Consider the following 22,271-nt stretch of genomic DNA (forward strand, 5'->3'; position numbering starts at 1 on the left):
TTCCCGGTCCGTTGCAGTAGGAAGGGGCCATGGTGGACGACCCCTTCTGGCGCAAAAAGACCCTCTGGCAGCTTTCCGATGCGGAATGGGAAAGCCTGTGCGACGGCTGCGGCCGCTGCTGCCTTGTCAAGCTGGAGGACGAGGACACCGGCATGGTGGCCTATACGGATGTGGGCTGCCGTCTGCTGAACGAGGCCACCTGCCGCTGCTCCGACTATCCCAACCGCCAAGCCCAAGTGGCCGATTGCGTGCGCCTGACGCCGGAGACCGTCACCACCCTCTCTTGGCTGCCGCCCACCTGCGCCTATCGGCTGATGGAGGAGGGCGAGGAGCTGCCCTGGTGGCATCCTCTCGTTTCCGGCTCCCCGGATACGGTTCACGAAGCCGGCATCTCCGTGCGCGGCCGGGTGGCGGGACCGGAGCAGTCGTTCGGGCTCTTCGAGCTGATGGAGCATGTGGTCTCCTGGCCGGTGCGCTGGCCTCGCGGCGCCAAGGCCTTGCGCAAGCCGGCCGCCCCGATCGCCCGGCGTCCGAAGCCTGCCTAAGGTGCTGACCCTGGCGACGCCCCTTGCGTTGCAGCGCAACATGATCTAGCAAGCGCGCCCTTTCCGCGTTTCCGCATTCTTGCAAGGAGGTCCCCATGACCGCCTGCGGCCTCGATTTCGGCACCTCCAACACCACCCTCGGGCTTATCTCAGACCGCGTCCCGCACCTCGCGCCCCTCGAAGGCGCGGCGGATACGCTGCCGAGCGCCATTTTCTTTCCGCGCACCGGCGGGCCGCTGTTCGGCCGGGCGGCCATGGCCGCCTATGTGGAGGGCGAGCAGGGGCGCCTCATGCGGGCGCTGAAATCGGTGCTGGGCTCCGCCCTGGTGGAGGAAACCACGCCGGTGGGACGCGTCCGGCTCAGCTTCCGGGAGGTGATCGGCACCTTCATCGCCGAGGTGAAGGCGCGCGGCGAAACCGCCGCCGGCGGCCCTCTGCGGCAGGTGGTGCTGGGCCGGCCCGTGCATTTCGTCGATGGGGACGCGCAGGGCGATGCCCGCGCCGAGGCCGTGCTGGGCGCCGTGGCGCGGCAGAGTGGATTTGAAGACATCTCGTTTCAGTTCGAGCCCATCGCCGCCAGCCTCGATTATGAGCGGCAGGTGCGCGGGGAGGAACTGGCGCTGATCGCCGATATCGGCGGCGGCACCTCGGACTTCTCCATCGTGCGCATCTCGCGGGAGCGGGGCGGGCATGCGGACCGGGCCTCCGACATCCTGGCCAATGAAGGCGTGCGCATTGGCGGCACGGATTTCGATCGGCACCTGTCGCTGGCAACCGTCATGCCGCTGCTCGGCCATGGCAGCGCGCTGAAGCGGGCCGGCCTCGTCATGCCCGTGGGCCTCTATCACGACCTTGCCACCTGGGCGTCCATCAACCGCCTCTATGACGGCAAGGCCCTGCGCACCATTCGCGAGCTGGAGCGCGAGGCCGCACGGCCGGACCTGGTGGGGCGCCTGGTCCGTGCGGTGGAAGACGAGCGGGGCCACACTTTGGCGCTGGCGGCCGAGCGGGCCAAGATCGAGGTGGCCGAGACCGGCCGCACGGACCTGGATCTGGCCTTCCTGGAAGCCGGCCTATCCGTCGGCATCTCCCATGACGAACTGGTGGCCCATACCGGCGCCCTGGCGGACCGCATCGCCGCGCGCATCGGCTCTTGTCTCACGGCGGCTGGGCTCAAGGCGGGGGAGATTGACGCCCTGTTCCTGACCGGCGGCTCCACCCGCCTGTCCCATGTGCGCGCCGGGATTTGCGCCTGTGTCCCCCAGGCGCGCGTGGTGGCCGGCGACACCTTCGGCTCCGTGGGCACGGGCCTCGCCATCGAGGCCGGCCGCCGCTACGGATGAAGGGGCAGGCCCGCACCTGGCTTGTTTATTTCCTCCTCCCGCATAGTGTTGCCACTTCACCAATCAGCATTCGGATGCGGGGGCATCGCATGCGGGACGGGAAGAGGTCGCACGCCGACCCAAGTGCCAACTGGGCGGGCATCAACTGGGGCGGCACCGACTGGAGTGGCTCTGGCGAGCCGCGGATAGACGATGAGCGGGACCACGCGGCATCCGAGGGTTACCTCGGACCCCGTCCGCGGGACGTGGCCGTGGCTCTGGGCCTCGGTCTGCTGACGGCGCTCATCGCCTTTGCTTTCTTCCCGTGGCTCACCTTGGCTGTGCCAGCCTGTGTTTTCGCCGGGGTCTTTGCCGGCGTGGTCCTTTTTGGCCGACGCATCGCGTGCCGGGACTGAGAGGGCCACGGCGGGGAGCTGGCGCGCGGGGGCGCGGGTCTCCCCGCCGTCCCCCGCACCGCCGGAGCGCGGGCGGCCCCTGGCGGTGGTTTCCGACCTCTTCATGATAGGGCGCGTCATGGCTCCCAGCAAAAAGTCCAGCCACGGCTCGGGGCAGAGCTGGAAGGTCGTTGTTCCCAAACGCTTACGGGGTGGCGCGCCCCTTGGATCACGGGGCCTGCATCTTTATTCAGGCGAACAGAGATCCAAGCGCACCAGTGCTATGCATTGGCCCAGGACGGGAAGGGATCGGGCAGGTGGGTCCAGGCGGAGAAGTCCGCGCGGGTGCCGTCGGCCGGACCCAGCAGGCAGGCGTCGAGGGCGGCGCGGATGGCGTCAGCATCCAAGGACTGGCCGATAAAGACCATTTCCTGGCGCCGGTCGCCATAGCCGGGCACCCAATGGCGCTTCATCTCCCGGCGCCAGTCCGCGTCATTGGGCCAGCGCTCCTTCGGCACCGAGGACCACCAGCGCCCCATGCGCTCTGTGCGGCAGATGGCGCCGGCAAGGCTCATTTCGCCCACGAAGGCCGGGCGTGTGGCCAGCCAGAACAGGCCCTTGGCGCGGATCAGCCCCGGCCAGGTGGTGCGCAGGAAGGCGGAGAAGCGGGCCGGATCGAAGGGACGCCGGGCGCGATAGACGAAGCTGCCGACGCCATATTCCTCGGTCTCCGGCACATGGTCTGCAAAGCCATAGAGCTCGCGATACCACAGCGGATGGGTGTGGGCCGCCTCGAAGTCGAACCGCCCGGTCTCCAGCACTTCGCCGAGCGGCACCTCGCAGAAGTCCGTCTCGATCAGCCGGGCCGCCGGATTGAGGGCGCGCACGATGGCGCGGGCCGCCTCCAGCTGGTCCGGCGGCGTGGCGCCGACCTTGTTGAGGATGACCACGTCGGCAAATTCCATCTGGTCCACCAGCAGGTCCACCAGGGTGCGGTTGTCCTCCTCACCGAGGCTCTCGCCGCGATCGCGCAGGAAATCGCGCGAGCCATAGTCCTTCAGCAGGTGAGCGGCATCGACCACTGTCACCATGGTATCGAGGCGGGCCAGGTCTGAGAGGGAAAAGCCGGCCTCATCGCGGAACTCGAACGTGGCGGCCACCGGGAGCGGTTCGCCGATGCCGGTGCTCTCGATGACGAGGCTGTCGAACCGCCCTTCGCCCGCAAGACGCTTCACCTCGGCCAGGAGATCCTCCCGCAAGGTGCAGCAGATGCAGCCATTGGTCATCTCAACCAGCGTCTCGTCAGTGCGCGAAAGATCGGCGCCGCCCTGGCGCACCAGTTCCGCGTCGATATTCACCTCCGACATGTCGTTGACGATCACCGCCACCCGCCGGCCTTCGCGATTGGCGAGGATGTGATTGAGCAAGGTGGTCTTGCCGGCACCGAGAAAGCCGGACAGCACGGTAACGGGGAGGCGGGAATCCGGAGAAGGCATGTCTGGAACCGTAAGTGATATAATGTATCACATTCATGCCATGGCACGATGGTGTGTTCAAGCCTGCGTCCCCCGCCATGTGCTGCCGCCTCTGGGCTGTCCTCGATAACTGCCTGGACCAGAAGCCATTCCAGCGCTGGGGCGGGTGTCCTTCCACATGCGGGTTTCAACCGATTTGAATACCGCTGCCCCGCTGTGGCAGTCTGCCGAGCAACGGCGCCGCTCAGCGCGCCTGCAATGAGAGGAAACTCAGGATGACGTCATTCCGCGCCCGCCGGCGCACGCTCCGCGCCCTCGCTGCGTCCTTCATGATCGCCGCTGGCTCGCTGGCCTCCACCGGTGCCTTCGCGCAGGCGGATTATCCCAACCGTCCCATCCGCATGGTCGTGCCCTTCGCGCCGGGCGGCACAACCGACATCTTCGCCCGCATCCTCGCGGACCATATGGGGACGATCCTCGGCCAGCAGGTGATCGTGGACAACAAGCCGGGTGCCGGCGGCAATACCGGGGCGGCCGGTGTCGCCCGTGCCGACCCTGACGGCTACACCATCCTCATGGGTACGGTGGGCACACAGGCCATTAATCCCTTCCTCTATACCAAGATGCCCTATGACGCGGAGAAGGACTTCCTCCCCGTCGCCTTCGCCGCCGGCGTGCCGAACGTGCTGGAGGTGAACCCGAAGAATGTGAAGGCCACCACGGTCAAGGAACTGATCGCCGAGGCCAAGGCGGCCAAGCAGCCCATGACGATGGCCTCCTCCGGCAATGGCACGTCCATCCACCTTTCGGGTGAGATGTTCCAGCAGATGACTGGCGTGAAGTTCATCCACGTGCCCTACAAGGGCTCGGGACCCATGGTGAACGATCTCGTGGGCGGCCAGGTCGACCTCAGCTTCGACAACCTGCCGTCGTCCATCGCCCAGATCCGCGCGGGCAATCTGCGCCCCATCGCAGTCACCTCTGCCGAGCGCTCCGCCGCCTTGCCGGATGTGCCCACCATCGCCGAATCCGGCGTGCCGGGCTTCGACGCCTCCAGCTGGTTCGCCATCTTCGCTCCCGCCGGTACCCCGAAGGCGATCGTGGACAAGCTGAACGCCGCCGCCAACAAGTCGCTGGGCGAGGCCGCCGTGAAGCAGCGCTATGCGGAAGTGGGCGCGCAGATGAACGTCATGACCCCTGACCAGCTCGGCGCCTTCGTCAAGGCCGAGCAGGCCAAGTGGTCGAAGGTGGTGAAAGAATCCGGCGCCAAGCTGGACTGAGGAACAGGGGCGGGGCCGGGGGACGACCCCGGCCTCATTCGGACATAAATCGCCGTTGAGGCGAGATGGGGCTCATCGCCTTAATTGCCCCCGACGAAACACGTGCGGGGTGCTTTGGTATGATCAAGACAGGTATTTTGGGGGCGCTTTGCCTTCTGGCCTTGCCGCTGGCGGCGCAGGCGGGAGAAAACGATTCGGGTTTCATGCCGGCCAACGGCATTTTCATCGGCGCCGGCGGCGCCTGGAACGGGGCGAATTTCCCCGACCAGAACATCTACGGCTTCGGCGTGAGCCAGAACTACGCGATCGGGCGCGTTCTGGTGGCGACGGGCGCAGCGGCGGGAAATGCCTATCCCAATCTCGGAACGGATTCCTCCATTTCCCCCGTGATCCAGGCCGGCTTCTATCGCACCTTCGAGGGCACGCCCTGGATCTGGGGCGCGAAGTTTTCCTACAATCAGGTGGGCGTCACCGGCGTGGCGCGTGATGTCCTGATCCCGCAGTCGGGCGGCTATACCGGGCTCATTCAAGGCACCTTCACCGGCAACTACCTGCTCAGCTCCTATGAAGTCAGTCTTGACCACCAGTTCGCCCTGGTGCCGATCCTCGGCTATTCCTTCGGCCGGGGCTTCGTCTATGGCGGCGCCGGTGCGACGCTCTCGCGAATCACCAACAACATGAACGGCCTGGTGGGCTTTGCCGAGTTGGACCACCGCTATGCGGTCTCCGGCGCGCCCGCCTTCTTTTCTGATTCCAATTGGGTGTGGGGGGCAACGGCCACGGCGGGCGTCACCTATTTCTTCGCGAAGGGCTGGTTCATTGACCTGAGCTATTCCTACACGGCCTCGGCGACCCCCACCAATTCGTTCGCGAACCAGTTCGACACGCGCTATCCGCAGGTGGAGTTTGTTGGCGTCTCGGGCGGATACCGATCCGGCACCGTCGACAATCAGGCGCTGACGGTGACCGTCAACTACGCGTTCTGATCATGTCCCCCATGGCTTCTGGCGCGCGGCTTCAGCGGCGCGTCAGTTGCCTTGCCCGCCGGTTTTCATGAACAGATCTGCATCGAAGGGCGGGCCGAACTGGGTGGCGACGCAATCGGGACTGCGCGGCGGCAAGTCACGAGCAGGGCCCACGGCCGCGTCGAAAATATCGGGACGATAGACGCTCACCGCTTCGCGCGCTGCATCGGGCGCCCACTCGCCCTGACGGGCCTCCACAATCTGGTGGTAGATCCACAAAGCGTGCCCGGGATCGGGCCGGTTTGCCTGGTCGCGATGGAGCACCAGATAGTCGGGATGCACCCGCAGCGCTCCGCCCGGCGCGGTGCGCAGGCGTCCGTCCAGGGTCCGCCGCAGAACGTCCGCGGGCAAGGCGAGGTGCCGCGTCTCCCCTAGCAGGCGGGCGAGATCCTCGTGATTGGCCGGGTCCTCGCACCAGCGGGCTGCCGCATGGAGGGCCCGCACCAGCCGGTGCAATACGTCCGGCTCCGCATTGGCAAAGCGCGCATGCACGCCCAGTACCTTTTCCGGCACCCAGCCATAAAGCTCAGCGCCCAGCACGGCGATGCGGCCCACATCGGCATCCACCGCCACGCTGTTCCAGGGGCTGCCCACCGAGAAGCCGTGAATGAGCCCGTTGCGCAGGCTCTCGGCCATGAAGGGCGGCGGCACCACAACCAGGCGCACATCGGTGTCGGGATCGACCCCGCCGGCCTTCAGGAAGTTTCGGATGAGATAGGTGTGGGTGGAGAAGGCATAGACGGCCGCGAAAATGAGCGGCTCCGCGCCCGCTGCCCGTCGCACCCGCACCACCTGGCCGAGCGCCTTGGCGGCGCCGGGCGCGGTGGAGAGGTCGAAATCGGTCTCCGCCATCTGGGCATAGAGGCTTTTCGAGAGGGTGATGGCACTGCCATTGAGGTTCAGGGCGAAGGGCACCACCAGCGGCACGCGCACATGGCCGAGCCCCAGCGAGGAGGCGATGGCCAGTGGCCCCAGCATATGGGCGCCATCCAGCAGGCCGATATTCACCTTGTCGCGGATATTGGCCCAGGAGACTTCCTTGTGAAGGGCGATCTCGATGCCCTCGGCCATGGCAAAGCCCCGCTCGGCGGCGGCGATCAGCACCGCGGCGTCGGTCAGGGGAATGAAACCGATGGAAAGCCGTCTCATCGCAGCAACTCCGCGGCGGTGATAATGGATTGCGCGATGTCCACCAGCCGCTTTTTCTCGTTCATGGCGGTGCGGCGGATGAGGCCGTAGGCGGTCTGCTCGTCGATATTCTTGGCCTTCATGAGGATCAGCTTGGCGCGGTCCACCAGCTTGCGCTCCTCCAACTGGCTCTTGGCCTCCTCCAGCTCCGCCTTGAGGCGCGCGAAGGCCTGGAAGCGGGAGATGGTGGTCTCCAGGATGGGCTTCACGCGGTCCTTCCGCAGCCCGTCCACCACATAGGACGCCACGCCGGCCTCAATGGCATCCGCGATGGTCTTCCGGTCCGACTGGTCCACGAACATCGCCACCGGCCGCTTCACTTCGCGGCTGACCTGGAACATCTGCTCGATCGTGTCGCGGCTCGGGTTTTCCAGGTCGATCAGGATCACGTCCGGGTCGATGGCATAGATGCGCTCAAGCAGATTGTTGCGCCCTTCGATGCGCAGCACGTTCACGAAGCCGGACTCGCGCAGCCCCTCGTCCAGGATCGCCGCCCGAACCGGGCTGTCGTCCACGATCACGATGCGCAGGGACAGGTCGCTGGCCATTTCAGTCCGTGTCATTGCAGGCGACAGTCATTGAAGGCCACAGTCATTGCCACGATCTTTGGCAAGAAGCATGCCGGACAGGGAGTCCCCCGGCATTTGGGCGAGGGACAAGGCGAATGTGCGCGCGCGGGGGCCGGGGCTGAGCGGAACGGCGGGCGGGCTCAGGCGAGAGGCTCGCCGTGCCCGCCTCAGCCGTCAAGGGGAGAAGATTAGCCACATGCCCGCGTGCCCGCTCAATTGGCGGGCAGGGCCGCCGCATAGTCCAGGATGCGTGCGCGCAGGGCCGCAAGATCCGGCTTCTGTCGGGCGAAAGCCGCCCAATCATTGGGCACGGCGGCAAGAAGCGCCTGCTGAAGCTCCCGCGCCTTGGGATCGGCCTTGGCGCGCGCGTCCAGCCAGGTCAGCCAGCGCAGGTCCTGCATGCCGTCCACCATGGTGAGGATCAGGGCATCCACCGTGGGCACCAACTGGCAGCGGTCGGCGGCGAGCGGCAGGATGGTGAAGTCAGGCTCGCGCCCGTCGGTTGGGTCGCGCGGGTCGGCGGTGACGGCGCGGGCGTGCCATTGCAGATAGCCCTCGACACCCAGGCGCCAGAACAGGAACCCGGCCGCCGCCCGATGGTCGGGCATGTTGTAGAGCCAGGGCGTCACATTCTTGGAGCGCATGAAGTCGAAGATGGCCGAGGAGACGCCGAAGCCGTTGTTCACCAGCAGCGTATCGAACAGCGGCACCAGGTCCTGCACCTTGGCGTCGTTGAGATGGCCGGCAATGTTGGCGTCGGGGGCGGCGAGGCGGATGGCGTCGCGGATGGCGCGCAGCTTGCCCGCCTCCTCGCTGCCGGGCATGGGCTCGTCGGCGATGGACCAGAGGGGGAGAGGCAGGCCGGCGATGGCCAGCTCCTTCTGGATGGCCGCCACATCCTGCGCGGCCGCCATCTTGTCCTCCCGGTCCAGCAGGTGCTTCACCGAGGTATAGTCGAAGTAGGGCGGCTTGAAGCCGGCCTTCGCCACGAGCCGCATCTGGTCCACATAGCGGGCGCGCTTGTCGGCGAAGGGGGCGGTGATCTCCGGCGAAATGCCGGTGATGCCGAAGCTGCGCAGGGTGGCGAAGTCGCAGGCCATCAGGCGGTCGACGTCCGCGGGCGTCGGCGGGAACCACACTTCATCATTGGGCGCGGCCACATAATAGCCGATGGGCTTGTCGATCGCCGGCAGGATCTGGGGAATGACCGTGACGTTTGCCTGCGCCTGCACATTGTTTCCGGCGATGTTCATCTGCAGGACGATGGGCAAGGTGCCACTGGCGGTTTCGGGAACGGTGAAGGTCAGGTTGATGCGCCGGGGCACGCCGGCGACGATCCGCATGTGGTCGAGATTGCCTTCCAGCACATCGGACGTAATGGACAGCGCCCGCTCGCCTTCGCCTCGGCCGCGCATATAGGTCCACTTGCCCCAGCGCACCTGCGGGCTGATGCCGTCCGGTGCGGTGACCGTGACATTGGGCATCAGGTCGTCCTGGTCGGAAAAGGCCAGGAAGTCCACTGAGACCAGGGCGCCGCGCGCCGCCCGAATGTTGGTCTCGAAGGGCAGGGCGCCGTCCCAGAACGGATGCTGGATCCGATGGCCTTCACCCACCGCGCGCAAGGTGACACCCTTGGCAAGGCTTGGGTCCACCGGCTTGTCCACCACCGGCCAGCGCTCCAGGAAGCGCTTGCGGCGCCAGTCCTCGATGGCGTCGACTGCCGTGGTGCTGTCGCCCGGCTCCACCACCATGGCGGCGAGATAGCCGTTATTGGGCGGCTGGTCGGAGGAGAGCTGCACGACGATCTTGCCGTCGATCACGGGCACGGTGGCGGTGATGAGGCCGGCGCGCTCGCGGGCGAACACCTCCCACGGGCCGCCATCGATCATCGCTTCCTTCCACAGCCCGCGCTTGAACACCTGGTCGATCCATTGGCCGGGCGTGTAGCTCTCCTGGAGCACCACCTGGCCGTTGATGGCGATGGTTCGGTTGAGCGAGTGGGGGAAATACTCCCATTCGCCCTGGTCCTCGGTCCACAGCGAGATCGTGGCGGTGCTGCTCTTGGTCCAGGGCACGGTGACAGTGTGGATGCCATTGAGGCCGCTCGAGAGGAGCGGATCGTTCGGCGTGCGGGTCAGGCTGCCCGCCGGGCGGTCCAGGCGCTTGTCATCGGGCAGAACCGTCTCGAAGCCGGGCACGGCAAAGTCCGCGGAGGGCACGAAGCGCAATGCGAGGGCGTCGGAGGGGACGGGGCTCGCCCCTTCCACTGCGACGCCGCCGAGCGTGGCCGGGCCTTCGCCATCCCCGAGGGAGACGACGATGCGGGAAATCTTGGTGCGGTCCAGCCGTGCCTTGGAGGGCGTCACCCAGGAGGAGACGGGCGAGCGCAGCACGAAGGGGCCGGGTGGATAGGTGCCGCTGGCATTGGCACGGGAATACCAGTTCTTGGAATTCACATCGTCCACCCGCAGATGGACCGTCACCGGCTTGTCGGAGGTGTTCACGCCGGTGATGACCAGTTCCTGGTTGGCATCGAAGGCCACGGGGCTCGGAAATTCCTGCACCGCCGGGAAGCGCGCGCCCTTCAGCCAGGCTTGCCCCACCGAAATATCGGTGGGGGCGGGAGCGAGCGACCCCGTGGTCTGGCGCTTCTCGATGCGCACCGCCTCAATATTGGCGGTGGGCGCGCCTTCCGGGGTGAAGATCACGATGCGGGTGATGGCATTGATGTTGAGCTTGGACTGGCCGGGCGTCGGCAGCGAATCCAGCGGAATGCGCACCTGATAGGGTCCGGGCTGGACCACTGCCACATGGCCGAAGCGGGACATCCAGTTCTGCGAGGCCGTATCATCGATGCGGACGTTCAGCTCCACCGGTCCGCCGCTCGAATTGCTGCCGCGAATGACGAGGTCGTCCCCCACGGCGAAGGCGCGGGGCGGGGCGAACGGAATGTCCAGCGCCTGCTTGGTGCTGGTGTTGGAGGCGAGCACGCGCCCGTCCTCGATGCTTGCGGGGGTGAGCGCCTTCTGCACGCGCTCGGTGGTGATGTCGCCCTTAAGCCGGTCGATGATGTCCGGCCGGAACAGCACCACACCCGCCGCGCAGGTGGCCAGGAAGGCGAGCATGGCCCCCCAGGCGAAGCCGCTGAGCCAGGTTTTAAATCCGCCCATCTGTGTCTCCTTGAACGTCCAGGTGCCACCGCGCGGCGTCCCTCGGCGATCTCAACTCAACCGGCCCCGCCTCCGGCTCCCAAACTGTCCCTTGCATCCTCACGGGGCGGCACGGGGCGCACGTTTCCCTTGTTCCAGCCCGCGCGCAAGCGGGGGGCTCAATGTTCGGCGGGGATTTCGCTCCGCGAGGCAAATTTATCGCCTTTCAAGGCGTTAGCCGCGGTAGGCGGATGGGTGTCGCGACGCTTCCCAGCGCCGTCATAGCATTCTAGAAGCATGGCGCGTGGACCCTGGACCGGAGGTGGGGTGTGGCAGACAGGCACGAGGGCGGCCCGGCACGGGGCATCGGCTGGGCGAGGCTCGTCTCGCGGGGGCTCGTCTTCGCCATCCTCGCCTTGCTCGCTCTGGCGGTTATCGTGTTCCAGCAGCAGGCGGGTGGGGCCTTCGTGGCGGAGTTCTCGGCCAATAATGCGGACGAGGCCAGCCACTATGTCACCGGCCTTCTCTTCACCGACTATGCCCGCGCCGGCTTTCCCTCTCCGCTCGCCTTCGCGCGGGACTATTACCTGCACTATCCCAAGGTGGGCATTGGCCATTGGCCGCCGCTTTACTATCTCGCCGAAGGAGCGCTGTTCCTGGCCTCTTCCCCGGCGACGCCGGTGGCGCTGTTCCTGCCGGCGCTGATCGCCGCGCTGCTGGTGGTGAGCGCCGGCTTCCTGGCGGCGGTGACGCTCGGCCCGCTGGTGGGTGTGGGGGTGGGCGCGGTGCTCCTGGCCTTGCCGCTGCTGCGGGAAGCGACGCTCGTCATCGTGCTGGACCTGCCGGTCGCGCTGCTGGTGCTGCTGGCGATCATCGCCTATGCCCGCTATCTGGCTGCGCCCAGATGGGCGCCGGCCCTGATGTTCGCCGTGCTGGCGGCCATGGCGATCCTCACCAAGGGCACGGGCGCCGCGCTGGCCCTGGTTCCGCCCTTTGCCCTGCTTCTGACGGGCCGGTTCGGCCTGTTGCGCAGATTGGATTTCTGGCTGCCCTTGCCGGTGGTGGCGATCCTCGCAGGCCCGTGGACGCTCGGCACCTATGCCATGGCCGCCTCCGGCTTCCAGTATGGCTGGGGGCCAGCCTTCACCCGGCTCGCGGCTGAAACCTACTGGCATGGCCTCCTGGCGGGCATCGGCGCTCCCCTGATGGTTCTGGCGGCCATCGGCCTGCTCTTTGCCGCTGTGCGTGCCTGGCGTGGAGGCGACGAGGCGCCGGCGACGCAGCCTTTTGCGGCGGTCGGCGCGGGCCTCCTCGCCGTGCTGGCCTTCCAGTGCATTGTCCCGGCGGGGCTGGATCCGCGCTACCTGCTGCCGGCGGCGGCCCCGCTTCTGCTCATGTCCGCCTATGGCCTTGCTGGCCTCTTCAGCCTGCTGACGCGCAGCTGGCCGCTCATCACCGGGCTTCTGGCTTGCCTCATCCTCTTGGTGCTTGCCTCGCCCTTCATGCTGGTCGCGCTGACCAAGCCCTCCATCGGAATGGCACCGGCCGCCCGTGCAGCCATGACCACGGGGGCGGCCAATCCGCTGATCCTGGTGGGCTCGGATGCCATGGGGGAGGGAGCTCTTGTGGCGGCGGTGGCCCAGTCCGACCGGGCCATGCTCTATTTTGCCTTGCGCGGCTCGAAGCTGCTCGCCGTGTCGGACTGGAACGGCAAGGACTATGCTCCCCTCTATGCCGATGCAGCCGCCCTTCTGCGCGGCCTCGATGATATCGGTATCGGCTATGTGGCGCTCGACACCGCTCCGGCGGCGCAGGCCATCCTGCACAACCGGCAGCTCGCGGAGGCCGCCGCCGCCTATCCCGATCGCTTCCGTCTGATCGGCACCTATCCGCGCTCGGATCGCACGGGCGAGGTGCGTCTCTATCAGCTGGCTGGAAACGAGGCACGCCTGCCGGACAAGGGTGCCCTGCAACAGAAAGTCATGCAGGGTCGCAATTTCTGACCCATGATGCACCCTGCCGCAGCGCAGCGCTCATTCCTCCACACCCGGCGACCCATTCCCCATGCGTGACTTGAAGGACTATACGCTACGCGAATGGGCCAAGGCCGCGCCTTTGTCCCATCGGGCGCGCCGCCTGCGCAATGTCGCCATCGACGCCATCTACGCCCGCCGTCGTGCGCCGGGGCAGGAGGCGCTGGTGGCGGAGCTTTCCGCGCGGCGGAACGAGGTGCTGGCCTGCACGATCGCCTTCAACCTGCCGGAGGCGGTGGCTCTCCTGGCCGATGGCATGGCCCTGTCCGTCCCCGACGCCCGCCTGCTGGTGTGCGACAATTCCTCAGACCCGCAGGCGCGGGCGCGCATCGCCTCTGTGTGCCGGGATCGGGGCCTGCTTTACTGCTCCATGCCGCCGGCGCCCCGGCCGCACAAGCGGCCAAACGGCTCTCGCTCCCATGGGGTTGCACTCAACTGGGTGTGGACGAACCTGATTTACCCGTCCCGGCCGCGTGTCTTTGCCTTCCTCGACCATGACCTGTTGCCGCTGGCCCCTGACGATCTCGCCGCCCGCGTCGCCCATCAGCCCGCCTATGGCATGGTGCGCCACGGCACGCGCTTTGGCGGTTGGTATCTCTGGCCGGGCTATAGCGTGTTCGACTTTGCCGCCGTGGCCAACCTCCCGCTCGACTTCGGCACCGATACGCCCCTGACCCTGGACACGGGCGGGCAGAACTGGCGGGTGCTGTATCGCCACCTGTCCCTGCCGGCGCTGGCGCAAGCACGGACGCGCGAAGTATTCTTGGACGACCCGGAGACAGGGGCGAGTGAATCCTATCTCCTCGCGGACCAGTGGCTTCACGTGGGCGGGGCCGGCCATCGCGGGGGCGGAGCGGCCGCGCTGGAGCGTGTGCGCGCGGTCTACCAGGCCGATCCGGAGGGTCTGCTCGCGCGCCTGATGGCCTCGACGCGCGCCTGAGGCTGATCTGCGCCCGGGCCCTTTCCAGCACACGAGAGCGGCATAAAAAAACGCCGCCGGGAGACCGGCGGCGTCGAGAAACCTGGGACTGCGGCGAGCGGACTTGCCCCTCGCGCTATCCTCACTTGGCGGCGGCGGCCTTCTTCTTGCCGTCGCCGGTGCGGTCGGTGCGCTCGGCGATACGCGCCGACTTGCCGCGACGATCGCGCAGATAATAGAGCTTGGCGCGACGGACCTTGCCGCGACGCACGAGCTTGATGGAATCGATCAGCGGCGAATGGACCGGGAACACGCGCTCCACGCCCTCGCCGTAGGAAATCTTGCGGACCGTGAAGCTCTCGTTGAGGCCGCCGCCATTGCGGGCGATCACAACGCCCTCATAGGCCTGCACGCGGCTGCGGTCGCCTTCGACCACCTTCACGTTCACGATGACCGTATCGCCGGGCTGGAAGGCCGGAACCGGGCGCTTCTCGGCAAGACGGGCGGCCTGTTCGGCCTCAAGCGTCTGAATGATGTTCATGTCACCAACCTCTAGCAGTCACCGCAAACGGGCTCCCTCGCGGGAACCATGCCCCGGCGCCACATCGTGTCGTTGTAAGTTAAGGGACGGCGCGGCCTATAGCGCAGAACGGGCCGCCTGTCATGTGTTTTCCGTCATCCGCGCGTCATCGGCGCCGGCAAGAAGGTCCGGCCGTCGGGCGCGCGTGATCTCCAGCGCCTGCTGGCGCCGCCAGGCATTGATGCGCGCATGGTCGCCAGACACCAGCACCTCGGGGATGGGCGCACCCTCGAACATCTGCGGCCGGGTATATTGGGGATATTCCAGCAGGCCGGCGGAGAAGCTCTCATCCTCCCCGCTCTGCGCCTTGCCCATGACACCGGGAATGAGGCGTACGCACGCGTCCAGCAGAAGCAGCGCTGCCGTCTCGCCGCCGGAGAGCACCACGTCGCCCACGCACACTTCTTCCAACTGGCGGGCCGCGATCACCCGTTCGTCCACGCCCTCGAAGCGGCCGCACAGGATCACCGCGCCTGGACCGGCCGCCAACTCGCGGACGCGGGTTTGCGTGAGGGGGCGGCCGCGCGGGGTCATCAGAAGGCGGGGACGGGGGTCGTCGGGCGGGGCGGCGGCATCGATGGCGCGGGCAAGCACGTCGGCCCGCATCACCATGCCAGGTCCGCCGCCGGCGGGCGTGTCGTCCACGGAGCGGTGGCGATCGAGCGCGAAGTCGCGGATCTGAAGCGCCTCCAGGGCCCACAGGCCCCCGGACAGGGCGCGGCCGGCCAGGGCATGGCCGAGGGGGCCGGGGAACATCTCCGGATAGAGCGTGAGGACGCTGGCGCGAAAGGTCATGCGCCACTGATGGGCGAGAGGAGCGGCAAGGTCAATTCAGAGGCGGCCGGAATGGCTGGTGCCATGCCGGCCGGATCGCGCAGATCAGCTGATCTCGAACAGCGTGGAGAAACCCGAAATGTCGAACACTTCGCGAATCTGCGGCTGAAGCGCGGATAGCGAGAGATTGCGCTTGGCGCTGCGCATCGCCTTGCCCGCCACCAGCAGGGCGCGCAGGCCGGAGGAGGACACATAGTCGACGCCAGCAAGGTTCACCTGGATGCCGCCGCTGGTGGTGGACACCACTTCCAGGAGGCTCGCCTCGAACGGCTTGGCATTGGGGGTATCGAGGCGTCCCGATACCTTCAGCAGCACGTCGGCGCCGACTTGTTCCCGCTCAATCTGCATGAGCCTGTTCCCGCACGTCTTGAACCAATTGCCCTGCCGGATTAACCGCATTCGTGCCGGCGCGCAATGTGAGCGCCAGGCGATGCAGCAGCCAGACGGCCCGCTCGAACAGGCCGGTGGCGTGCTGGAGCGCCGCGAGGTCGGAGCCGGAGGCCGTCATGGATGTGGCGATAGCCCGCCGGTGGCGCTCCATCAGGGCGCTGCGGTCGCCGGTGAGGGCACTGAGCGTCTCCAGATCCTCAGCATCTTCCGCATCCACCAGCGCCAGGACCAGGGTGCGCAAGGATTCGGAGAGATTGAAGGCGAGCGCGGGCACGGTGCCGAAGCGGTCGATGATGTCGGACAGTTCCTCCAGCGTCATGCGCAGGTCTCGCATCAGCGCCAACTCGCCCCGGATCCGCAGCGCGAAGTCGAGGTCCTGCGGCGCAAGCCCGCGATGCAGCAGGTCGCTGATGAACAATTCGGTCTCGGAGGAAACCATGTTTGCGCCGCGGGAGATGGCCGCCCGGTGGGCCCGGTCGGTCTTGGCCCCCTGATCGAGATCGGGGATGAGGTCGGGCAGATGGCGCTGGAGGTGATGCGCTTCCCGTGCCGCCAACTCGATGGCGCTGGAGGGATCTTCGAGGGCCGCCGCATGAATATAGGTCGGCCGGGAGACATTATCCTCGTGGGTGGGCGGGCTGATCCGGGCCGCAAGGCGCGCGGTCCAATCCGGCGCGAGCGAGACCACCCCCGCCCCCAGCACTTGGAGGATCAGGAACTGGACGGAAATGGCCACCGAATCCTGCCCGTCCACCAACGTCCGCGCGGCCATGGGAAGATCGATGCCGAAGCCGTATTGCGCGATGAACCACGCGAGGCCGAACAGGGCGGTGCCCGACACCTTCACCAGGACATGCACGTAGCACAATTGCTTGCCTGTCCCGGCAAGCCCCGCCGTGGTCCACAAGGTGGCAAGGCCCGATCCCACATTGGCCCCGAGCACCACGATGACGGCATCATCAAAGGTCAGGAGGCCGGTCTGCACCAGCGGCAGCACCAGGATGGCGGCTGTGGACGAGGACTGGGTGATGAGGGCCACCACCATGCCCAGAATGATGCCGGTGATGGGATTGATGTAATCCGCAATGACCGCCGAGAACTCCGCCAGCGGCAATCCCTTGGGCGCGGTCTTGATGAAATCGAGGCCCATGAAGAGCAGTGCGAGGCCCAGAAGGACTCCGAGCCATTCCCGCATCCGCGGCTCGCGATCCAGCTTGAACTGGTAGCCCATGCCGATCAGCGCGAGAAGATAGAGCACCGCGAGGCGGACATTGATGGCGGCCAGGAACACCAGCACCGACGTGCCCACATTGGCGCCCGCCACCACTGAGACGGCTTCGCGGGTGGTCAGGAAGGCGCTGCGCACCAGGTTCGCGGTAATCAGGGTTACCGCGTTGGAGGACTGGATGACGGCGCCGGCCAAGGTGCCGCAAGCCAATCCGACCGGAATAGAACTGGTGGCGGTCTTGAGCAGCGCCTTGATGCGGTGGCCCAGGGCCGCCTGGAGGTGCGAACCGACGAGCTTGAGGCCGATGAACAGCAGGCCAAGGCCCGCCAGGAGTTCCGCCAGGATCAGCATGAAGGCGCAACCCGGTTCGGGCAGCGGCTAGAGCATTTCCGAGCGAAGCGGGACCCGGTTCGCGTGAAGGAAAAGCGTGACAACAAAGAGATAGAGCCCTTCAGGGAGGCCATGAAAAGCTGAAGGGTGCTAGGCAGCCTTGGTGCTGGCAACCAGAAGCAGATGGTTTTCGTCGCCCTTGCGCTCATAGCTGATGGCCTCGAGGAAGTGCCGCATGAGGCGGACGCCATGACCACCGATTTCTGCGTCCTCGACACTCTCCGCCATGTCCGGAGAGACGACGGCGGTGGGATCGAACGCCACGCCGTTGTCGATGATCCGAACCAGGAAACGACGATCATCCAGCTTCTGGTATTCGAGCCGTATGACAGCGCGGTGACTATGATCTGGAAAGCCGTGATCGATGACGTTCGCCAAAGCCTCCTCAACGCTGAGCTGCAGCCCGAACAGGACGTTCATCGGCAGGTCGTCGCGTTCGGCGAGCGTCTCCAGCCACTCGCTCACCTTGGGAATCTCCTCCACGTCCGCAGTGATGGGCAACGTGTCGGTGGGGAGCTGCGAACCGCTGACCATCATGGATGCCGACCGATCGGGGGCGCGAACAGGATGCCCGGCAAGCCGGAGGGCAGGCGGGTGCGTGCAAAGCCGTGCCATCCCTTCTCGAACAAGGCAAGCTGCGCTGCAATATCGGTTGGGTCCACCGAAATCGCCTGCTCGCTGTCATGAAGACTGTGGTCGCGCACCATCAGGTAGCGCGCGTAGCCGCCATAGCGGCGGACGAGGCCATGGATGGGGAAGCCTTCCGCCAGCAGGCTGGCCCAGCTCGGCGTGTTGATGGGGGCAGCGGTGGAGAACAGCAGCATGGCGCGGGGCGCCATGGCGACGCGCGCCGCGATGGTGGCGCGCTGAAGCCCGCGCCCGCGAAAGGCCGGGGCCACGGAGGCGCCCGCCAAGCGCCCGGTGGCGGTGCCGGGGGCGACGTTCAGGTCCATCTCCCAATTGTCCTTGGGCGCATGCTCGTGCTGGAGGATGCCGTAGGCAACCAGGCAATGCTCGGCGTCTGCCTGGGTTTGGTCGAAACCGCCGATCACGCGGCCGCGTCCCGCCAGGATGCTTTCGAAATAGGAGCGGCTCTCCGGCTTGACGATGTCGGGCCGCACCACCGGACCCACGGCCAGGCGATGCAGCGCTTCCACGGCCTCGATGTCGTCCGGACCCAGCTCGCGCCAGTGCAGGGCACTGTCCGCCGTCTCCACCAGCGCCGCCCGCATCAGGCGATCACCTCGGCATAGTTGAGCATCACGATGGGCGGATAGACGCTGAGGCGCTTTGCGACCTTCATGTTGATGATCAGGGCGAAGCGCTTCAGCGTCTCGATGGGAATGTCCTTGGGCGCCCTCTTTTCCACCAGGATCTGCACCGCCTTGGAAGCGGCCAGCTGCCCGACCGAATAATAGCGCGAGACGAGGCCCACCAGGCCGTCGCCTTCGCGCAGGAAGAACTCGGTGGAACCGAACGTGGGCAGTCCCACGTCGATGGCCACCGGCGCGATCCGATTGAAGATTGTTGCAAGGAAGGTATCGGGCGGCAAATAGAGCCAGTCCGCGCCCTTGTTGCGCATGTCCCGCACGAACTGCTCGACGCCATCCCCGGTGGGGCGCGAGCCGGCCATGTTAAGCGGCTGGGCGAACAGCTCGGCGCCGATGCTGTCGCAGAAGGCCTTCATCTCGTTGACGATGACCACCGAGTTGCTCTCGTTGGGCGAATAGATGACGCCCACCTTGGAGAACGACTTGTAGGTCTGCATCGCGCGCATCTGCACGTCGGTCGGCACCACATGGACGGCGCCCGTCACATTGCGCCCGGAAGACGCGACGGAGGGCGCAATCTTTGTGGGCACGGGCGCCGCCACCAGGGCGAACACCACGGGAATGTCGTGCACGAAGCTGGAGCCGTCGGCGGCATCATAGGGGCCGGCCACGGCCAGGGTGTTGGGCGTGCCGTAGGTATAGATGAGGTCGGGCTTAAAGGTAGGCAGCGTCTCCGCGAGAATCCCCTTCACGCGGGAAGCGTCGCGCTCCACGTCGCGGGTGAGGAAGTCCGCCTTCACCCCCGCGGCCTCGAAGAAATAGCGGAAGCCCCGCTCCACGTCTGTCTCGCCGCGGAAGGTGAGCATCAGGATGCGGAAGGAGGGATCCCCGGAGCTCGAGGCGCCCGAGGTCTGGGCCGTGGCCCGTGAGATCCCGCCCAGCGCGCCTGCGGCGCCCGCGCCAAGGCCCAGCGAAAGGAGCGAACGCCGATCGATCACAACGGACTACCTTCTGGTGATACGTCTTGCGGGCCGCTGGCCGCGCCGGTCCGGGACCGGGTCTGGCGACCGGACAGAGCAAAGACGAGCGCCCCCGACATCACGAATACCCCGATCAGCGCCGTTGCGGAAGCAAATCCCGCCACCGCCAGCAGGAAACCGGCCGCCGCCGGCCCCGCCGCATTGCCGCTGCGCTCGATGAGGCGGAACAGGCCGAGCACGCCCGCCGATCCGCCGCCGGGCATATGGCGGGCACTGTCCGCCACCAGGGCCGATTGCGGCGCGATGGACATGGCCTGGCCGAGCCCCAGCAGCGCGAGCACCGCCGCCACAGTCAGCGGCGAAGTGCCCAGCAGCAGGAGGAGCGTGCCCGCCCCGGCCACCAGTCCGCCCATGGCGACGAAGCCCGCGCGGGCATCGAGCCGCTCCGCGAGCGCCGCGAAGATCGGCACGGCGAACACCATGAGGATGGGATAGATCATCTGCAGCCGTCCCACGGCCGCCGAGCTGTAGCCTTGCCGCTGCAACTCCACTGGCACCAGGTAGAAGCAGACCGCCACCAGCAGGAACTTGGCGGGCAGCGCGCACCCGAACAGCAGCGGGGCGAGGCGCGGGGCGCGAAAGGCGGCTGCGAGGTCCGCCAGTCCGACGCCGGCCGCATCCTTGCGCGGCTCCGAGCGCGGCAAGGTGAAGAAAGCGACCAGAAGGGCGATGGCGGCCAGCAGCGCAGAGGCCATGAGCGCCGCATGGCCGCCCAGGCGGTCGGCGATCACCCCTCCTATGGGGGGGCCACACAGGCCCGCGACCATGATGGCCCGCACGAACATGGCGAGGCCCGCCGTGCGCTCGGCGGGGCGGGAATGGTCGATCACATGCCCCTGCGCCGACACGAAGACGAGAGCATAGCCGATGGCGGAGGCCAGGCGCGTCGCCAGGAAGACGTAATAATTCTCCGCCAGTCCCGACGCCGCATAGGCGCAGGCGGCGATCACCGCGCCCAGCACGAAGCCGCGCCGCCGGCCGAGGCGCTCGGAGGCGACCGCGAACGGCAATTGGCACAGGGCCACGCCTGCCATAAAGACCACGATGGGCAAGGACACGGCCACATCCAGCTTCAGGCTGGAATCGGGCGGGATCATCCCTTGCACCAGGCGGGGGAGGAAAGGGCGGGTCAGCTCCTCCGCCATCATGAACAGGAACAGGGCCGGGCGGATGACGGTGGCGGCGTGGTTCTCACCGGGGTGGACGATGCCGAGGCCGGTGCGCGCGGCCATGGCGTCGAGCGCGGCGACCGCCTCTTCATCGCCCCGGCGAACCGCTTCGGCGCGGGCGCGGGCATGCCGCTGGTGCAGGAGCTGAACCTCCCGGTCGATGGGTCCGACCAATGGCGCGGAAGCATCCTGGCGCGCCTCATGCAGCCAGAGCCGGCCACGTGCCAGGGCGCGCACCCGCGCCTCGATGGCGGAGAGCGCCTCGACACCCCGGCTGCCCACCACCAGGGCCACCAGTTCCAGCGCCACCAGAAGGGAGACGATGCCGATAAAGGCCACGTCCACGAGAACGGCGTTCACGCGCTGGGCCACGACGCCCGGATCGATGGTGATGGCGAGGGTGCCGAGCGGGGCTCCGGTGGTCGCCGTGATGGCGGCCAGCACGCGGGGCGGGTCCTGCGTGTCAGGAGGTGCGCCGGACGCTCCCACCAGATGGCCGCCGATGGCGGTCAGGCGGATATCCGCCAGTTCGGGATTTCGCGTGCGTAGGTCGTCGAAATAGGCCTGCACCCCCACCAACTGGTCGATGGGAATGCCGGCGCGCAAGGCGCTTTCCACCAAGGCGGCCGCGGATCGGCTCACCGACTCGGCCTTTTCCGTAATGGCAGGCACGATCGTGCGTGATGCGGCCTGTTGCGCGCCCCAGCCGATGACGGCAAGGGCGGCGCACAGCACCACGGAAATGGCGATGGAAATGCCGGCCCGGAGCCCGATCATGACCGAGAGGCCTCCGGCGTGACGAGAGCGGCATGGGCGGCATCGGCGGCGGCGCGCGCCGAGAGGGCGGCCGGCGGCCAGGAGCCGGGATCCCAGGCCCGGCGCACCGCCCGCTTCAGCCCAAAGGCCAAGAGGAGGCCGATCAGCAACGTGGCAATCCCCGCCCCTGCCAAGGTCGGAATGGCAATGCGCCACAGATCCTCTGAGAGCGCTTTCGCCCCTGCCTCCAGAGCGTGCGGGTCATAGCGCACGACAACCTGTCCGATCAGCGCCGCCAGATCGTTCTCGATGCCGGCGGATACCGAATCAGTCGGTCTCCGGGGCTCCGAGGTGCCCACCCGGTCAGCCGCGCTGCTGAACAGCACCTGACCTTTGCGGTCCACCACGTCAATGGAGCGAATCACGGCGTCGAGGCGCTGCTCGCGGCGCAGCACGGCGGTCAGGGTCTCCTGGGTGGGCAGGGCGATGCCCAGCGCCTCCGCCACCTGCGCCGTCTGGGCGATGCGCTCCGCCGTGATGGCAAAGCGCGCCTCCACTGCCTGACGATGGGCATTCTGCAGCGTGATGAAGGAGAAGTAGGCACCGAACGCCACGCAAACCGCCGCGATCAGAGCAAACAGCGTAATCAGGCCCACGGTCGTACGGGTCATGACGGCTCGCTGGGTGACGTCGCCGCGCGTTCGTCAGGCGGC

At 67.2% G+C, this 22,271-nt stretch carries 20 protein-coding genes; 7 read left to right on the top strand and 13 right to left on the bottom strand.

Features of this window, described 5'->3' with window-relative positions; translation table 11 throughout:
* The first annotated feature begins 29 nt into the window (after positions 1–29).
* From PV781_RS09980 to PV781_RS09990, 3 genes are all read left to right on the top strand, one after another.
* Positions 30–545 (top strand): YcgN family cysteine cluster protein, encoded by a 516-nt coding sequence (locus tag PV781_RS09980; protein WP_274775473.1) that lies wholly within the window; start codon positions 30–32, stop codon positions 543–545.
* A gap of 95 nt (positions 546–640) precedes the next feature.
* On the top strand, positions 641–1,888 hold the full coding sequence (locus PV781_RS09985; RefSeq protein ID WP_274775474.1) for an Hsp70 family protein: 1,248 nt from the start codon (positions 641–643) through the stop codon (positions 1,886–1,888).
* Between the two features lie 251 nt (positions 1,889–2,139).
* The gene (locus tag PV781_RS09990) at positions 2,140–2,283 is read left to right on the top strand and encodes a hypothetical protein (RefSeq protein WP_274775475.1); all 144 of its coding nucleotides are present in this window, start codon (positions 2,140–2,142) and stop codon (positions 2,281–2,283) included.
* 260 nt (positions 2,284–2,543) lie between these two features.
* On the opposite strand, the gene zigA is transcribed toward PV781_RS09990, so the two are convergent.
* Entirely contained in the window at positions 2,544–3,758 is a 1,215-nt protein-coding gene (gene zigA / locus PV781_RS09995) for a zinc metallochaperone GTPase ZigA (RefSeq protein ID WP_274775476.1), read from the bottom strand.
* A 254-nt stretch (positions 3,759–4,012) separates the two neighbouring features.
* Here zigA and PV781_RS10000 point away from each other — a divergent pair, with 254 nt between their 5' ends.
* A complete protein-coding gene (locus PV781_RS10000; RefSeq protein WP_274775477.1) occupies positions 4,013–5,017 on the top strand; it encodes a Bug family tripartite tricarboxylate transporter substrate binding protein in 1,005 nt (334 codons plus the stop codon).
* A 119-nt stretch (positions 5,018–5,136) separates the two neighbouring features.
* Positions 5,137–6,003, top strand: a complete 867-nt coding sequence (locus PV781_RS10005; RefSeq protein WP_274775478.1) for an outer membrane protein — start codon at positions 5,137–5,139, stop codon at positions 6,001–6,003.
* A 42-nt stretch (positions 6,004–6,045) separates the two neighbouring features.
* On the opposite strand, the gene PV781_RS10010 is transcribed toward PV781_RS10005, so the two are convergent.
* From PV781_RS10010 to PV781_RS10020, 3 genes are all read right to left on the bottom strand, one after another.
* Positions 6,046–7,191: a CmpA/NrtA family ABC transporter substrate-binding protein gene (locus PV781_RS10010; protein WP_274775479.1), complete on the bottom strand. Its 1,146-nt coding sequence runs from the start codon at positions 7,189–7,191 to the stop codon at positions 6,046–6,048.
* Complete coding sequence (locus PV781_RS10015) at positions 7,188–7,778, bottom strand: ANTAR domain-containing response regulator (protein ID WP_274775655.1); 591 nt, start codon at positions 7,776–7,778, stop codon at positions 7,188–7,190. Before PV781_RS10015 ends, PV781_RS10010 begins: the two co-directional genes overlap by 4 nt.
* A gap of 233 nt (positions 7,779–8,011) precedes the next feature.
* Positions 8,012–10,969: a hypothetical protein gene (locus PV781_RS10020; protein WP_274775480.1), complete on the bottom strand. Its 2,958-nt coding sequence runs from the start codon at positions 10,967–10,969 to the stop codon at positions 8,012–8,014.
* A 308-nt stretch (positions 10,970–11,277) separates the two neighbouring features.
* On the opposite strand from PV781_RS10020, the gene PV781_RS10025 reads away from it, so the two are divergent.
* Both PV781_RS10025 and PV781_RS10030 read left to right on the top strand, forming a co-directional pair.
* On the top strand, positions 11,278–12,951 hold the full coding sequence (locus tag PV781_RS10025; protein WP_274775481.1) for a hypothetical protein: 1,674 nt from the start codon (positions 11,278–11,280) through the stop codon (positions 12,949–12,951).
* Between the two features lie 61 nt (positions 12,952–13,012).
* Positions 13,013–13,921: a hypothetical protein gene (locus PV781_RS10030; RefSeq protein ID WP_274775482.1), complete on the top strand. Its 909-nt coding sequence runs from the start codon at positions 13,013–13,015 to the stop codon at positions 13,919–13,921.
* Between the two features lie 121 nt (positions 13,922–14,042).
* Here the strand turns inward: PV781_RS10030 and rplS are convergent, their stop codons facing one another.
* From rplS to PV781_RS10075, 9 genes are all read right to left on the bottom strand, one after another.
* Positions 14,043–14,441: a 50S ribosomal protein L19 gene (gene rplS, locus PV781_RS10035; protein ID WP_274775483.1), complete on the bottom strand. Its 399-nt coding sequence runs from the start codon at positions 14,439–14,441 to the stop codon at positions 14,043–14,045.
* 120 nt (positions 14,442–14,561) lie between these two features.
* The gene (gene trmD / locus PV781_RS10040) at positions 14,562–15,275 is read right to left on the bottom strand and encodes a tRNA (guanosine(37)-N1)-methyltransferase TrmD (protein WP_274775484.1); all 714 of its coding nucleotides are present in this window, start codon (positions 15,273–15,275) and stop codon (positions 14,562–14,564) included.
* An 84-nt stretch (positions 15,276–15,359) separates the two neighbouring features.
* Positions 15,360–15,662: an STAS domain-containing protein gene (locus PV781_RS10045; RefSeq protein WP_274775485.1), complete on the bottom strand. Its 303-nt coding sequence runs from the start codon at positions 15,660–15,662 to the stop codon at positions 15,360–15,362.
* Positions 15,652–17,283: a Na/Pi cotransporter family protein gene (locus PV781_RS10050; protein WP_274775486.1), complete on the bottom strand. Its 1,632-nt coding sequence runs from the start codon at positions 17,281–17,283 to the stop codon at positions 15,652–15,654. Before PV781_RS10050 ends, PV781_RS10045 begins: the two co-directional genes overlap by 11 nt.
* Positions 17,284–17,412: 129 nt before the next feature.
* A complete protein-coding gene (locus PV781_RS10055; protein WP_274775487.1) occupies positions 17,413–17,859 on the bottom strand; it encodes an ATP-binding protein in 447 nt (148 codons plus the stop codon).
* Positions 17,856–18,554 carry a hypothetical protein gene (locus PV781_RS10060; protein WP_274775488.1) on the bottom strand — a complete coding sequence of 233 codons (699 nt, stop codon included), beginning with the start codon at positions 18,552–18,554 and terminating at the stop codon, positions 17,856–17,858. The genes PV781_RS10055 and PV781_RS10060 overlap by 4 nt, the downstream gene beginning before the upstream one ends.
* Positions 18,554–19,591: an ABC transporter substrate-binding protein gene (locus tag PV781_RS10065; protein ID WP_274775489.1), complete on the bottom strand. Its 1,038-nt coding sequence runs from the start codon at positions 19,589–19,591 to the stop codon at positions 18,554–18,556. The genes PV781_RS10060 and PV781_RS10065 overlap by 1 nt, the downstream gene beginning before the upstream one ends.
* Positions 19,588–21,579, bottom strand: a complete 1,992-nt coding sequence (locus PV781_RS10070) for an MFS transporter (RefSeq protein WP_274775490.1) — start codon at positions 21,577–21,579, stop codon at positions 19,588–19,590. The genes PV781_RS10065 and PV781_RS10070 overlap by 4 nt, the downstream gene beginning before the upstream one ends.
* On the bottom strand, positions 21,576–22,229 hold the full coding sequence (locus tag PV781_RS10075) for a hypothetical protein (RefSeq protein WP_274775491.1): 654 nt from the start codon (positions 22,227–22,229) through the stop codon (positions 21,576–21,578). The genes PV781_RS10070 and PV781_RS10075 overlap by 4 nt, the downstream gene beginning before the upstream one ends.
* Positions 22,230–22,271 lie beyond the last annotated feature (42 nt).

The sequence above is a fragment of the Aquabacter sediminis genome (assembly GCF_028863665.1).
Taxonomy (GTDB): Bacteria; Pseudomonadota; Alphaproteobacteria; order Rhizobiales; family Xanthobacteraceae; genus L1I39.